The organism is Asticcacaulis aquihabitans (genome assembly GCF_032490435.1).
Classification (GTDB): domain Bacteria; phylum Pseudomonadota; class Alphaproteobacteria; order Caulobacterales; family Caulobacteraceae; genus Asticcacaulis.
The window spans coordinates 1134403-1149032 of the sequence record NZ_JAVGWM010000001.1 but is presented as its reverse complement, the minus strand read 5'-3'; the positions used below and the strand labels follow the sequence as shown (position 1 = coordinate 1149032).

The 14630-nt window shown below is 61.1% G+C and carries 15 protein-coding genes; 10 read left to right on the top strand and 5 right to left on the bottom strand.

Translation table 11 applies throughout. From position 1 onward, the window contains the following. Nucleotides 1-7: 7 nt before the first annotated feature. The 9 genes from RCJ00_RS05470 to virB11 all read left to right on the top strand — a co-directional run bounded on the left by RCJ00_RS05470 (nt 8) and on the right by virB11 (nt 7878). On the top strand, nt 8-139 hold the full coding sequence (locus RCJ00_RS05470; protein WP_023458065.1) for a hypothetical protein: 132 nt from the start codon (nt 8-10) through the stop codon (nt 137-139). A 49-nt stretch (nt 140-188) separates the two neighbouring features. Then, nucleotides 189-413, top strand: coding sequence for a hypothetical protein (locus tag RCJ00_RS05465; protein WP_316220742.1), 225 nt, complete (start codon nt 189-191; stop codon nt 411-413). Between the two features lie 253 nt (nt 414-666). After that, the gene (locus RCJ00_RS05460; protein WP_023458067.1) at nt 667-978 is read left to right on the top strand and encodes a TrbC/VirB2 family type IV secretion system protein; all 312 of its coding nucleotides are present in this window, start codon (nt 667-669) and stop codon (nt 976-978) included. Nucleotides 979-990: 12 nt separating this feature from the next. Further along, entirely contained in the window at nt 991-1275 is a 285-nt protein-coding gene (locus RCJ00_RS05455) for a VirB3 family type IV secretion system protein (protein WP_316220741.1), read from the top strand. 42 nt (nt 1276-1317) lie between these two features. After that, nucleotides 1318-3753: a VirB4 family type IV secretion/conjugal transfer ATPase gene (locus RCJ00_RS05450; protein ID WP_316220740.1), complete on the top strand. Its 2436-nt coding sequence runs from the start codon at nt 1318-1320 to the stop codon at nt 3751-3753. Next, on the top strand, nt 3753-5012 hold the full coding sequence (locus tag RCJ00_RS05445) for a TrbL/VirB6 family protein (RefSeq protein ID WP_316220738.1): 1260 nt from the start codon (nt 3753-3755) through the stop codon (nt 5010-5012). Before RCJ00_RS05450 ends, RCJ00_RS05445 begins: the two co-directional genes overlap by 1 nt. Further along, on the top strand, nt 5009-5779 hold the full coding sequence (locus RCJ00_RS05440) for a TrbG/VirB9 family P-type conjugative transfer protein (protein ID WP_316220736.1): 771 nt from the start codon (nt 5009-5011) through the stop codon (nt 5777-5779). Before RCJ00_RS05445 ends, RCJ00_RS05440 begins: the two co-directional genes overlap by 4 nt. Beyond that, nucleotides 5780-6868 carry a type IV secretion system protein VirB10 gene (gene virB10, locus RCJ00_RS05435; protein ID WP_316220735.1) on the top strand — a complete coding sequence of 363 codons (1089 nt, stop codon included), beginning with the start codon at nt 5780-5782 and terminating at the stop codon, nt 6866-6868. 8 nt (nt 6869-6876) lie between these two features. Continuing rightward, entirely contained in the window at nt 6877-7878 is a 1002-nt protein-coding gene (virB11, locus tag RCJ00_RS05430; protein ID WP_316220734.1) for a P-type DNA transfer ATPase VirB11, read from the top strand. Here virB11 and RCJ00_RS05425 read toward each other — a convergent pair. Both RCJ00_RS05425 and bla read right to left on the bottom strand, forming a co-directional pair. Beyond that, a complete protein-coding gene (locus tag RCJ00_RS05425; RefSeq protein WP_316220732.1) occupies nt 7847-8713 on the bottom strand; it encodes a CPBP family intramembrane glutamic endopeptidase in 867 nt (288 codons plus the stop codon). The two genes, virB11 and RCJ00_RS05425, sit on opposite strands and share 32 nt — an antisense overlap. Before the next feature lie 110 nt (nt 8714-8823). Then, complete coding sequence (gene bla / locus RCJ00_RS05420) at nt 8824-9690, bottom strand: subclass B3 metallo-beta-lactamase (protein ID WP_316220731.1); 867 nt, start codon at nt 9688-9690, stop codon at nt 8824-8826. 251 nt (nt 9691-9941) lie between these two features. On the opposite strand from bla, the gene RCJ00_RS05415 reads away from it, so the two are divergent. Further along, entirely contained in the window at nt 9942-10889 is a 948-nt protein-coding gene (locus RCJ00_RS05415; protein ID WP_316220730.1) for a dioxygenase family protein, read from the top strand. Between the two features lie 4 nt (nt 10890-10893). Here RCJ00_RS05415 and RCJ00_RS05410 read toward each other — a convergent pair whose 3' ends face one another. The 3 genes from RCJ00_RS05410 to RCJ00_RS05400 all read right to left on the bottom strand — a co-directional run bounded on the left by RCJ00_RS05410 (nt 10894) and on the right by RCJ00_RS05400 (nt 14592). Continuing rightward, nucleotides 10894-12492 (bottom strand): phospholipid carrier-dependent glycosyltransferase, encoded by a 1599-nt coding sequence (locus RCJ00_RS05410; RefSeq protein ID WP_316220729.1) that lies wholly within the window; start codon nt 12490-12492, stop codon nt 10894-10896. 406 nt (nt 12493-12898) lie between these two features. Continuing rightward, nucleotides 12899-13660, bottom strand: a complete 762-nt coding sequence (locus RCJ00_RS05405; protein ID WP_023458079.1) for an ABC transporter permease — start codon at nt 13658-13660, stop codon at nt 12899-12901. Beyond that, nucleotides 13657-14592 carry an ABC transporter ATP-binding protein gene (locus tag RCJ00_RS05400; RefSeq protein ID WP_316220727.1) on the bottom strand — a complete coding sequence of 312 codons (936 nt, stop codon included), beginning with the start codon at nt 14590-14592 and terminating at the stop codon, nt 13657-13659. The genes RCJ00_RS05405 and RCJ00_RS05400 overlap by 4 nt, the downstream gene beginning before the upstream one ends. Nucleotides 14593-14630 lie beyond the last annotated feature (38 nt).

Here is a 14630-nt window from a genome sequence, read left to right as displayed (position 1 = left end):
AACGACAATGGCCAAGGGTCAAAAGAAGAGCAGCAAGGAAATCCGCAAGCCTAAAAAGGCGCCGGTGAAGGTTGAGGTCGTATCCGCCGGTTTCACCAAAGGCCAGCAGGCGACACTGAACAATATCAAGAAGCCTTGAACAGTGGGGGCGAAAGCTGGTAACAGGGCTCGAAATCTGGAGACCTGATGTGACCGCTGCCGAAGCCCTTGAAAAAATCTACGAGTCCCTCGCTGCCGACAATGCCGGCCTGGACGACGCCATCAAGGATCTGAAGGTGGCGCTGGCGGCCGAGGGCAAAAAAGAAGCCGTGGTCGAACCGGGACGTCTGGCGCAAAATAATCGTCAGGGCCGCAAGCTGATGCAGTCCTATTTCAAGAAAAAGGGCGTGACCGTCGTTTTCGCCGGCGCGTAACCTGGATATTCGATCTCGCCGTTGCCGTGAGGCGGCGAAATTGTATCCATCGTGATATCGTCAAGCCTTTTAAGCGGCGTGATTATGCGTATTCCATAAAAAGCGCATGCGGAATCACGCGTCTGTGTCATGCGGAACCTTGATCAACGCGTGGGTTTAGGCAAGAGTAGCGCCAATCGCGCGTCTGGAGAAATTCGTCGGCACGGCCGCGTCGCGACGCCAACTCAGATCGCCATATATGGGGAAGTTATTTATGAAGTCCGGTTTGTCTCACACATTGATGGCGGTAGCCGCTACCCTGACGGGCCTCGCCACCCAGGCGCACGCGCAGGCTATGGCGAACCCGCAGGGATCGTCACCGATTTCGAATGCGCTGGACTGGATACAGGGCACGCTGATGGGCAAGGTGGCGACGACCGTCGCCGTTATCGCCGTCGCGGCGGTCGGTTTCATGATGCTGACCGGCCGTATGAACTGGCGGTTCGGGGCCACGGTCATCATCGGCTGTTTCATCCTGTTCGGCGCAGCGACCATTGTCGGTGGAATCCAGGCGGTGGCCCATTAAGCGTCCGACATCATGACCGATCTGATCAAATCGCCGGTGTTCAAGGCGCTGACCCAGCCGCAGATGTTCGCCGGCGTGACCTATTCCTACTTCATCATCAATGCGGTGGTGACGACGGAAGCCTTTCTGATCACGCGCAGCTTCTGGGCCTTCGCCGTAGCGGCCATTGTGCACGTCGTAGGCTACCTGGCGTGCTTGCGTGAGCCGCGCATCTTCGACCTGTGGCTGACCAAGGTGTCGCGTTGCCCGCGGGTTCGCAATTACCGCCTGTGGCGCTGCAACTCCTATCACCCGTAACCTTCATCATCCTGACGTCTGTTTCTCCTGAGTGTTTCGCCCATGGCCGATGGCCCCAAGACATTGAGCGGTTTCGCCCGCTGGTTCGATAAGGAACAGCGCGTCGGCGACCGGCTGCCCTATGACCGGCTGCTCGACGACCGGACGATCGTGCTGCGCGATGGCGCGTTGATGCAATCCCTCTACCTCGAAGGATTTGCCTTCGAAACGGCCGATACCGAAGAGGTCAATCACCGCCAGATCGTGCGGGCGGCCGCGTTGCGCGCCATCGGCTCGTCGCGTTTCGTCCTCTATCATCACATCATTCGCCGTCGGGTCAGCGTCGGTCTGCATTCGACCTTCGACGATCCGGTGTGCAACCTGATCCAACAGAAGTGGCAGGACAAGCTGGCGTCGCGCCAGTTGTTCGTCAACGACCTGTTCATCACCATCGTGCGCCGCAACCCCAAGGGCAAGGTCGGCGTTGCCGAAAACCTTGCCAACCTCTTCGGGCGCGGCATGGGCGAAAACAGCCAGGCCGCCGGCATGGCGCGCGACCACAAGGAATTGCAGGCAGCGACCGAAGCCCTGACCGCAGCGTTGCAGGCCTATGGCCCGCGCGTGCTGGGCGGATACGAAACCGCCAACGGGCGCTGTTCCGAACCGCTGGAACTGTTGTCGGCCATCTATAACGGCGAGATGCGCCCGGTGCTGCGTCCGGCGACGGACCTGGGCAATTACCTGCCTTACCGCCGCATCAGCTTCGGGCTGGAGGCGATGGAGCAGTCGAGCCTGGGCCATGGCAAGGACTTCGCGGCGATCCTGTCGCTCAAGGATTATCCGCCCCAGGCGACGCCCGGCATGTGCGACGCCATCCTGCGCCTGCCGTTCGAAATGACCCTGACCGAAAGCTTCGGTTTTGTCGATCGTCAGATCGGCCTGGAACGCATCAATCTGGCACTGCGCCGTATGCGCGCCGCCGACGAAGAAGCGATGTCGCTGCGTCAGGGGCTGATGGCGGCCAAGGACGATCTGTCGACCGGGGCCATGGGCTTGGGCGAGCACCATATGAGCCTGCTGGTGCGCGCCAAATCGATTGACGCCCTTGATCCGGCGGCGGCGCAATGCCTGGCGGCGCTGGCCGATCTGGGCGCCGTGGCGGTGCGTGAAGACATCAATCTGGAGCCCGCCTTCTGGGCGCAGTTCCCGGGCAACGAAGGCTATATTGCGCGCAAGGCGCTCATCAGCACCGGGGCTTACGCGTCGTTCGCCTCGCTGCACGGTTTCCCCATCGGCCAGCCGGAAGGCAACCATTGGGGGCAGGCGGTCACGGTGTTCGAAACCTCGTCCGGCACGCCCTATTATTTCAACTTCCACAAGGCCGATCTGGGCAATTTCACCGTCATCGGGCCATCGGGCTCCGGCAAGACGGTGGTGCTCAACTTCCTGGCGGCCCAGGCGCAGAAGTTTCGTCCGCGCACCGTTTTGTTCGACAAGGATCGCGGCGCGGAAATCTTCATTCGCGCCATTGACGGGCATTATGCCACCCTGCGGCCCGGCGAACCGACGGGCTTCAATCCGCTGCAACTGGCCGATAACCCCGGCAACCGTGCCTTTTTGCGCAGCCTGATTGCCCAGTTGCTGCACCGCCCGGACCTGCCGCTCAATTCCGAGGAAGAGGCAATCATCTCCGAGGCGGTGGACGCCAATTTCGAACAGGAACCGCAATATCGTCGCCTGCGCTTCTTCCGCGAACTGCTGGGCGGGGTCCGCCGTCCCACGCACGGCGACCTGGCCGCGCGTCTCAATCCGTGGGTGGGGGAGGGCGAGCACGCCTGGCTGTTCGACAATGCCGACGACGAACTGGACATGGAAGCCCGGACCCTCGGCTTCGACATGACCCAGCTGCTCAATGAGCCGGTCTTGCGGACGCCGACCATGATGTACCTGTTCCAGCGCGTCGAAGAACGGCTGGATGGCACGCCGACCATCCTCATCATCGATGAGGGCTGGAAGGCGCTGGACGACGAGGTATTCGCCGCCGCCATCCGCAACTGGATGAAGACCCTGAGAAAGCGCAATGCCATACTGGGCTTCGGCACCCAGTCGGCGCGCGATGCGCTGGACAGTCGCATTTCATCGGCCATCATCGAACAGGCGGCTACCCAGATATTCATGCCCAATCCGCGCGCCCAGGCCGAAGATTATTGCGACGGATTTGGCCTGACCGAACACGAACTGGACCTGATCCGCGCCTTGCCGCCCCAGGCGCGCGCCTTCCTGGTCAAGCACGGCAACCATTCGGTCGTGGCGCGGCTCGACCTGTCGGCCATGCCCGATATCCTGACCCTGTTGTCGGGGCGCGAGACCAGCGTGCGGCAACTGGACGATCTGCGCGCCCAGTACGGCGACGCGCCGGAGGCCTGGTGGCCGCATCTGCTTGGCCAGCCCTATCCTGAAGGTATCGGCCGCAGGGGCCGGCAGGAGGGGGCGAACTGATGTTGCAGGCCAGCTATTGCCCCGCCATATCCCTGGTCGGAGAGACGTCGGTATCGGGGTCGCTCTATGCCATGGACTGCCATATCAATTCGGCGGTCCAGACCGGGTACGACCGTCTGTTCGGTAGCGGTGGCGCATTTGGCCTGGCCTTGCAGGCGCTGCTCATCATCTATGTTGCGCTGATTGCCATTGGCTTCCTGACCGGACGGACGCGGCTGACCCTGGTCATGCTGTCGCCGCGTGTCATGACCATGGTGCTGGTCCTCACCTTCGTGACCTTCTGGCCGGCCTATCACGCCGTCTTCTATGGCCTGATGATGGGTGGCCCGGATGAGGTGGCGGCGGCATTGCTTGGGCAAAAAGGCAGTGCGGTTATGAACTTCGCCCAGAACCTCGACGGCCTGTTCGTCAAGTTCGCGGACATCGCCAAACGGCTGGACCCGGCCTATAGCGCCAATGCGGGTAAGGTCGCCACCACGGCCGCGCAACAGGTTGTCATGACCCTGCCGCAATCCATGCCGGTAAAGCTGTTCTGGCTGTCAGGCCTGTGCCTGCTTGTCTCGACGCTCGGCATTCTGATCCTGACACGGCTGGTTCTCTATCTGCTATTGATCCTGGGGCCGATCTTCATCGTCCTGGCCCTGTTCCCGCAGACGCGCGGTCTGTTCAACGGCTGGCTGCGCACGACGCTGGTCTTTGCCCTGGCCCCGCTGCTGACGGTACTCGGCGGCACGGCGGCGCTCATGCTGTTCACACCGTTGATCGAAGCCATCGGGAATGATCCGCAAGCCGCCGTGGTCGCGGTGCAGCCAATGGTCATTCTGTTCATCGGCTCGCTGATCTATGCCGCCTTCCTGTTCGTCCTCATGTGGGTGGCGGCCTCGCTGGTGCGCGACTGGCAGGCAGCGTTGCGCGAAAAATCAGCCACGGATACGCCGGTTCCGGCCAGCCTCTATCCGCCTCAGGGATCGCAGGCCGCGGCCGCCCTTGTGGCGCGTCAGGGCGGCGGGAGCATTTCCGACGCCTACGAACGTACCGCCCCGATGATGTCGGCCATGAGCCGCAGCGCCGATATCGCCGCCCAGGCCGGTGGCAATGTGACCATCAACCGTTCCGAGGCGCTTGGCCTCTACGATCCGCAGGCCCGCCAGACCAGCCCCGACCGCTTTGCGCGCGTTCAGGGCCTGGGCCAGCGCTTCCGCAGCCAGCCGGTCGTCAACATGACACCCACCACCCCAAAAGGGGTCAGTAATCCATGAAGATATTTGCTTTTCCCCTGATTCTGGCGCTCGTGCCGGCAATGGCGTCCGCTCAGCAGTACGAGGCCGACACGCGCCTGCGTACCCTCGATTACGATCCGAAAGCGGTGGTCAAACTGGAAGGGTGCCAGAACTTCCAGACCATGATCACCCTGGCGCCCGACGAACGCGTCGAAAATGTCGGCGTGGGCGACAGCGCTGCCTGGCAGGTCATGCCGAACAAGCGGGGCAATCTGTTGTTCGTCAAGGCGGTGGCGGAACGCGGCTATACCAACATGACCGTCGTGTCGGACAAGCGGAACTACAATTTTGAGCTACGCACCGCGGCCAAGGCCGACTGCGCCGCTGGACGCCTGACCTACGAACTGCGCTTCCGCTATCCGCCCGCGCCAGCCGCACCCGACGCGGGTCCGAAGGCGGCGGCCGACCCCAATGCCTTCCTGCCCGTGCCGGAAAAGCGCAATGCGGCCTATACCTATTCCGGCGCGACCGAGTTGGTGCCCGTGCGCGTCTTCGATGACGGCACCTCGACCTACATGAAGTGGGCGGCCGGTGTGACGACGCCCGCCGTCTACGCCCTGAATTCGGACGATACGGAAAGCCTTATCAACTATGCCTCGCGCGGGGACTACTTCGTCATCGAACAGGTGGCGCGGGGGTTTGTCTTGCGGCGTGGCGACATGAAGGCCGTGCTTTACAACGATACCTATGTGGTGCAGGGGCTCGATGCCCTGTCACCCAAGCCGCGCAAAGGAGGCGCCAAGTAGATGGTTGCCGGTTCCCGCCTGCCGCCGGGCAATGACCCGCGCCTGAAGATCGATGCCGACGAACTGGATGCCGCCAACACCCAGGCCATGCCGCAGGTGGCGCGCACGGGCAGCATGAACGACGGTCTGGTACTCATTGCCGGAGTCATCGGCGTCCTGGGTTTGGGCGCTATTACCTGGCTTGGCCTGTCGAGCCCGCCGCCTCAGCGCCAGATGCCGCCCCCGCCAGTTCAGCAACCGGTACAGCCGCCGGCGCCGAGCGTCCTGCCGCCGATCGATCCAACGGTCAATCCCATCATCGAGCCCCAGCCGCAACAACCGGCCCTGCTGACTCAGCCGCAGATGATCCCACAACAATCACCTGCGCCGGTGGCCGTCGATCCGAACGCTACCCGTGCGCCGGCTCTCATCGTCGATAATTCCGTCCCGGGTGCCCAGGCCGCCGCTCAGGCCCAGGCCGCCGCCGCGGCGAAGCCGCCCGCCAATGCCAACGACGCCTTTATGGCATCGCAAACCGCTGACGTGTCGCAACGGGCGTGGAAGATCGGCGATCCGTCCAAGGTCGTGCCACAGGGCGCGGTTATTCCGGCCGTACTGGAAACCGCCATCAATTCCGATCTGCCGGGCTATACGCGCGCCATCGTGTCGCGCGATATCCGCTCCTTCGACGGCACGACCATCCTGATCCCTCGTGGATCGCGTCTGGTCGGTCAATATAAGTCCGGACTGACCAGCGGGGAAACCCGCGCCTTCATCATCTGGAACCGCCTGATCCGTCCCGACGGACTGTCGGTGCAACTGGCGTCGCCGGCCACCGACGATCTGGGGCAGGCGGGCGCGACCGGCAAGGTGGATACCCATTTTGCCAAGCGGTTCGGTTCGGCCATGCTGCTGTCCGTCGTCAATGGATTGTCCAGCGCGCTCAGCGGCAACAAGAACAATACCATCGTCATTGGCACGTCGAAGGACGCCCAGGGGATTATGGGCGAGGCCCTGCAAAACGACATCAAGATTCCGCCGACGATCAAGGTGCCTCAGGGCGCGCCGATCCAGGTCTTCGCCGCGCGCGATCTCGACTTCAACCAGTAAGGCGTCCCATGGCAGCCGTGAAGACCGCAGACAGTCCCGAAAACAACTTCACCCCCCTTGGTGACGGTGTCTATCTGCGGACCTATTTGCGGCCGTTCCTGCCGTACCTCGAGCGCGACGATGTGACGGAAATTCTCGTCAACCAGCCGGGCGAGGTATGGATCGAAATATCGGGCCGGCCCCATATGGAACGCATCCTGCTGCCGGAGGTCGATGACGTGCTTCTGGCACGTCTGGCGGCCCAGATCGCGCGTGTGGCGCATCAGGGCATCAACCGCGAAAACCCGCTTCTGTCGGCGTCCTTGCCCAGTGGCGAACGGGTGCAGCTTGTCGGGCCGCCCGCCGCCAAGCATTGGGCAATGGCCATTCGCCGCCATCGCATGGTCGATTTGTCTTTGGACGCCTATGACCGCGGACCGATTCCCGACATCGCCGGAAAGGGCAAGCACGACGATCTGACCTATGCACGCAAACACCCCATCGCCTTCCTGAAAGAGGCGGTGCAGGCGCGCAAGACGATCCTGATTTCGGGGGGCACGTCCTCCGGCAAGACGACGTTCCTGAACGCGATGCTCAAGACCATTCCGGCGCATGAACGCATTATCCTGGTCGAAGACACGCCTGAAATTGCCGATAACCATGCCAACAGCCTGCGTCTGGTGGCCGTCAAGGGCGAGATGGGTGAGGCGCGCGTCACGATCAATGACCTCATGCAGGCGTCGTTGCGCCTGCGGCCGGACCGTATCATCGTCGGCGAAATTCGGGGCGAGGAAGCGACCACCTTCCTGCGCGCCATCAATACCGGCCACCCCGGTTCGTTCACCACGGTCCACGCCAATACACCCGCCGGTGCGCTGGAACAGATCGCGCTGATGGTCATGCAGTCGGGGACGCAGTTGTCGCGCCTGGAGACGCTGAGCTATTGCGCCTCGCTCATCGACGTGGTGGTGCAGTTGTCACGCCACGGTGGCGAGCGGCTTATTTCGGATATTGATTTGCCGGTGCGATAAGCCGGTCGCCTTTGAAAACCAGCAGAGCCACCACCGCCAGGGCAATCAGACCGAAGGCGGTATCCACCCACAACAGGTCCGGCGTGTTTTGGGTAATGAGGGCAGGCGTGCCCTTGAACACATCGTTTGCTGAAACGACGACGACGGCGCCGAAGAGGTTGTTCACGAAGTGCAGGCCCCAGCCGAGCGCTAGGCTGCCGGTGCGAATGGCGATGAGGGCGAGGACGAACCCCATGACCGTGGCGTTTACCGCCTGCGGCGTGCCGTTGGGAATATGCAGCGCGCCGAAGACAAGCGCGCTGATTGCCGCCGCTATGACCGGCTGCTTGCTTGCCAGCAGCAGACTCTGGGTCAGGTAGCCGCGGAAGATAAATTCTTCCGCGAAGGTTTGGACCGCCAGGCAGACGACCGTGGTGAGGACCAGGGCGGGCGTTAGCCCGCCGGCGGTAAAGGTAAATCCCTTCGGCGCCAGTCCCCAGTCGATGATCGTCCCGACGATAAGCATGACCAGCCACACGGCGGCGCCAATTCCGACCTGGCGCCATGACCAGTTGCCACATAGATCGGCAAAGCGTTTGCGGTGCATAAGCAGGGCCGCCAGGGTGAAGCCGGCGATCAGCCCTGCGAACACGACTCCCTGGAGGGCGAAGAACAGGATGGGATGATCGCCCGCCGATTCAGCCTGCAACTGTTCCGGCCGGATCAGGTGCATCAGCGTGACCGGCATCAGCAACAGCAGAACGAAAATCAGCCAGAATACGAGCGCCAGTGGCCAGGCCACAATATATCGCCACAGGGTGTTCTTGCCGCGCGCGGCGATGTCTAAATAGGTCATGCCTTAGGAATGCCCGCATAACCCGCCTTGTCAATAAAAACGGTATGTCGTGGCCGAAAAGCGATGACGGGCATGACACACATGAGCCAAGGCACAAGGGAAGGTGCAATCTACCGTTTGCGCCGCATCTCCTTGGCGCGCTCCTTTTCGAAGGCCGCGCGGGCGTTAGCGGCGATCCGGCCCAGTTGTTGCGGATCGACAAAGGCGTTGGCCTGGCCGGCTTTCGCACGGGCTTCGCGGTCCAGCACGTCGGCCATTTCGGGGTGGTTGGTCAGCACAATATCGGCCTTCATCGCGCGGGTAAGGGCGAAGCTGCGTTCATAATCCCCGGCAATACCGGGATAGCGCCTGTTCCCAACCAGAATATTGCCGCCGATCGTCAGGCTGCACGGAAAGACGACGTTCAGCACCCGGTTCGGCGCGATCACCTGCGTCGACCAAGTGGTGCAGCCCCGGGTGTGGCCGGGTGTGAAGGTAGCCATCATGCGCACCCCGCCGAGGGCGACGCTTTGGCCATCCTTGAGCACATGATCGACATGCACCGGCGGGAAATGGCCGGTCGGATAGTTGGTGTCTCCGTCATGCGTGCCGTGTTCCAGCGCCCAGCGATCGCCAGGCGAGGCGTAGACCGTGGCACCCGTATCGCGTTTGAGCCGGGCGATGCCGCCGGCATGGTCGAGATGGGCGTGTGTGTTGATGATGATCTTGATGTCGCTCAGTTTGAAGCCCAGCGCTTTTATGTTCTGTTCGATCAGCGGCGCGGCGGCTTCCGGACCCCCGTCGAGCAGGATGGCCTCATGGTTGGCAGCGATCAGATAGACGCCGATCCCCTTGGTGCCGACATAATAGACATTGTCCGCAATGCGGAACGGCGCGACCGGCGCGGTCCAGTCGGGGTCCGTTTGCGCCTGCGCCAAGCCAGGCGTCATCGTTGTCAGCACCAGCACAGTGGCGCCAAAAGCTATATATTTTTTCATGGCGTTCTCCTTGGTGGAGACGGTTTAGCGGGGAAAATTCCATTAACGCAAACGATAAGATTTGGGGTTTGGTATAAGAAAAATTGGGGCTCGATTGCCAAGTCGCCCTGCCGTGCGGGACGTAGGCTCGTCGGCAAAAAGAGTATGTCATGACCGAAAAGGGGTGACGGAGCTGACACAAAGCTCACGGCTTTTTTGCCGCAATCCCTGGTTATCGATTGCGTGTCAATTGCAATTCCGGGGACTACACCATGCATCATCACGATAATGAACCTGCCCACAAGGACGAGGGCTCACTCCAGGATTTCATCGTTTCGGCCCTGCCGTCACGGCGCAAGACACTTTGGTTTCTGGGGGCGTCCGCCCTATCGGCTAGCGCCCTGTCGGCGTGCGGCGGTGACGGATCATCGTCAAGCGTATCGGCGACGGTATCGACCGGAACGTCATCGAGTTCGTCTTCATCTTCATCCAGTTCTTCGTCCGGCAGTTCTTCGTCCAGCAGTTCGTCGTCGAGCAGTTCATCCAGTTCTTCGGCCAGCGGCACCTGCACCACATTGCCGGAAGAAACGGCCGGCCCCTATCCGGGCGACGGGTCGAATTCCGCATCGGGGTCCATCGTCAACGTCCTGACCCTCAGCGGCATCGTGCGCAGCGACATCCGCACCTCTATCGGCAGCTATTCCGGCACCGCGTCAGGCACACAGTTGACGCTGAAGATTCGCCTGGTGAACACCAATCTGGGGTGCACGCCGCTTACCGGCTATGCCATCTACCTGTGGCACTGCACCGACGACGGCCGCTACTCCCTTTACACCGTGACCAACCAGAACTATTTGCGCGGGGTTCAGGTGACCGACGCGGACGGCTACGTCACCTTCGTGACCGTAATTCCTGGTTGTTATTCCGGCCGGATGCCGCATATCCACGTCGAGGTCTATACCGGCCTGTCGACGGCGACCGCCTATACCAACAAGATCAAGACGACCCAGTTCGCGCTCGACCGCACCTTCGCTACCAGCTTCTACGCATCGGCCAGCGGTTACAGCGCATCGATCGCCAATCTGAACGCGATCACCTTCGCCACGGACAATGTGTTCGGCGACGACACGGCGGCGCAGCTGGCGGCATCTACGATCACGCCGTCGGGCAGCCTGTCAGCGGGCTATACGGCGAGCATCGACCTGGGGATCGCGGTGTGACGCTTTACAGGGAGGCGACCCCGGTGTGCACCGGCGGCGCCTTGATTTTCTTTTTTGCCGGCTGACAGATCACCAAGGTGACCGGAATGTTGCGTAGTTCGCATTCTGACCGGGTCAGAAACTGATGATAGGTCAGGGGCGCATAGAAGAGGTAGCTGCACGCGATGATGACCGACAGCGTGCACAGGATGCTGAAGCGGTGTTTTTCGATGAGCGGCACCCGACGCGAGACAATCTTGAAGACCAGCGAAATCAGCAGGAAGCTCAGGGCCAGGCCGATGAAATAGTGGTAGATGTACATGACCCGATGCAGGCCGAGATAGATGTGGAAGGTCCAAAAGATCATGAACATGGCAAACAGCGCTTCCAGCCGGTCGTAATCCTGCGATACCTCTGTCTCGGTCTTGTCGAAGCGGCGGCGCAAAATAAGAACCAGAGCGCCGGCTATGCCCACAATACCCAGTCCCCAGTTGACGGGATTGCCCACCATCTGGACATAGGCCGTCTTCTTGCCGTCGAAATCCCAGCGGTAATTTATCGCCTTGGCCATGAAGGGCCAGAGCGCCGGCTGTGACCCGTTCGGTTCGGTCTTCACCTCGCCGGTAAAATCGTACTTCATATAGCGGTAGTAGTCGTTGGTGGCGGCCCACAGGACCACCGGCGTGAGGGCGCGCTTGCCCATCAGATAGTCCTTGTAGGGCTGGCTGGTGGCGCGCAGATCGCGCTGGCCCGCGCGGGTTGTCGAATCCGGCAGGTTCGGGTTGATGGCGAAATGCAGGGTGAAGATGGCGGCGACCGTTGCTACAAAGGCGCCGATGACGGCGGTGCCGCGCCAGAACTGGCGAATCCAGTTTGCCAGTGAACGGTCCACCCAAACCGCGCGGATCAGGCTGAGCGCGCCGAGCGCCAGCATGACAAGCGAGTTGACCTTGACCATAAAGCTCAAGCCGCACAACAGCCCGAACAGGGCGTACGTTACCAATGGACGTTTTGGCTCACGGCCAAAGGTGAACAGCCAAACCAGGATGGAGCCCAGGGTAAAGGTGAACTGATAGGCGTCCAGGTGCGCGGCGCGAAAATGGACGATATAGGCGTTTTCGAACACGAAGAGCAGGGCGAAGACAAAGGCTTCGAAGGCTTCGCCGCTCAGGCGCAGCACGATCAGGTAGAAGAGCAGGGCGGCGACGACCGAAAACAAGGCCGAGGGCATGCGAATCGGCGTGAAGTCGTAGCCTTTCGGGACCACGCGTGAGTCGATCTTCTTGGTATCGCCCAGGAAGTGGGTGTCGATATCCTTGTTGATGCCGAACAGCTTGCCGACCTTGACGCCCGCATCCATGAACATGAAGCCAAGCGGCGGGTGCGAGGCATATTGTGCCTTATCTTCGACATAGCGCTGGGTCGAGGTCAGGTAATAGCTTTCGTCCCAGAAGGCGTGATGCGGATTGTCCAGATCGCGGACGAAGTTCAAACCGGCCAGAATGACGATCAGGACGCCCAGAACCCAGCGCAGGGTTTTTTCGTCGGCGTTCCACAGGGCGTTGGCAAAGGCTTTGGTTTTTTGGGAAAATGAGGCTGCAGGCATGTTCGGGTCGGCGGTCATGGAGGCTCGCACATGTCGTTGATTTGCCTCCTTATGCCCTATTCGGAACGGTCTGCCTACGGCTTAATTGCGCCTGTATTGCGGCTGTTCATAGGCATAGGGCTCACCAATCCGATGGCTTGTTGCCATCCCGTTTAGCGTATCTGTTGTACAGGTTGTGGGGCGTTCGCGATCGAATTGGTGACCTTGGCGGCAGGAACCGCCGAAGTCGTCCGGACAAGAAGACAGTTGTTTTTGAAAATTAAGTTGCGGCGTTAATTGATTTGCAACCAGAGGTGTGTTAACTCAGCCTGTCGTCTTCGAATCCCCCCTATCGGATGATGATATCCCTCTATGCGGACCTCAGCAGATGGGTCGAGCATTTCCTGGCGCCGGGCCTGCGTTCAACAGGTCCGGCGCTTTTTTGTCAGGACCGCAGGCGGTAGCCGGTCTTGAAGATCCAGGCGATGATCGCCGTGCAGATCGCCATAAAGGCGAAGGTCATACCGAAGCTAATCCACACATTGACGTCGGCCTTACCGTAGAATGTCCAGCGGAAGCCGTTGATCAGGTACACGATCGGATTGAACAGGGTGACCTGCTGCCAGATGGCGGGCAGCATCTTGATGGAATAGAAGGTGCCGCCGAGGAAGGTCAGGGGGGTGATGACCAGAAGCGGCACGACCTGAAGCTTTTCGAAGCCATCGGCCCACACACCCAGAATGAAACCGAACAGCGAAAAGGTGAGGGAAATCATGGCCAGGAAGACCAGGGCCATAAGCGGGTGTTCGATATCATAGGGCACGAAGACGCGGGCGGTGGCCAGTATGATGGCCCCCAGTATCATCGACTTGGTCGCGGCAGCCCCGACATAGCCCAGAAGCGCCTCGACCACCGAAACCGGTGCGGACAGGAGTTCGTAAATGGTGCCGGTAAAGCGTGGCAGATAGATGCCGAAGGAGGCGTTTGATACGCTTTCGGTCAGGATGCTCAGCAGGGTCAGGCCCGGGACGATAAAGGCGCCGTAGCTGACCCCGTCGATTACCGTCATGCGGCTGCCGATGGCGGAGCCGAAGACGATGAAATACAGCGAAGTCGACAGCACAGGGGCGGCGATGCTCTGGAACAGGGTCCGCCAGGTGCGGCTCAGTTCGAACATGTAGATGGCGCGGACGGCGTGCATGTTCATTGGCGTGTCTCCACCAGACCGACAAAGATGTCTTCGAGCGACGACCGTTCGGCGTGGACCGTCTTGAAATCGATGCCGGCGGCCATTAGGGCTTTCAGCACATCCGCAACGCCGGTGTCTTCGGCGTCCCCTTCGCCGTGCAGGTTAAGGGTGAGGGTCATGCCGTCGCCGGACAGCTCAAGCGGTTGATCCAGGTTCGGCGGCGCATCACGTTTTTCCTTCAGACCGATGGTTACGCGCGTCTGGCCCAGCTTTCGCATCAGGGCGTGCTTGTCTTCGACCAGAATGATTTCGCCCTTGTTGATGACGCCGATACGGTCGGCCATCATTTCGGCTTCTTCGATATAGTGGGTGGTCAGGATAATGGTCACCCCCTGGTCGCGCAGGCGCCCGACCAAAGTCCACATGTCGCGGCGCAGTTCGACATCGACCCCCGCCGTCGGTTCATCCAGGAACAGGATTTTCGGTTCGTGTGACAGGGCCTTGGCGATCAGGACGCGCCGCTTCATGCCGCCGGACAAGGTGGCGATCTTGTTGTCCTTCTTGTCCCACAGCGACAGGTCTTTCAGAACCTGTTCGATATGCTTTGGGTTGGGCGCCATGCCGAACAGGCCGCGCGAAAAGCTGACCGTATGCCAGACAGTTTCGAACATATCGGTGGCCAGTTCCTGGGGCACCAGTCCGATCTTGGCGCGCGCCTTGCGGTAATCGCGGGTAATGTCGTGGCCGTCGGCAATCACGGTGCCGCCGGTCATGCGCACCAGTCCGCACACCACGCCGATCAGGGTCGTCTTGCCCGCGCCATTTGGGCCGAGCAGGGCGAAGATTTCACCGCGCCGGATATCGAGATCGATGGATTTCAGCGCCTGGTAGCCCCCCTTATAGGTCTTGTTCAGCTTCTGGATCGAGATTACCGAATCCGTCTGGGTCATTTGGGCGATTTCCTTTGTCGGCTGACGCGGGACTCGTA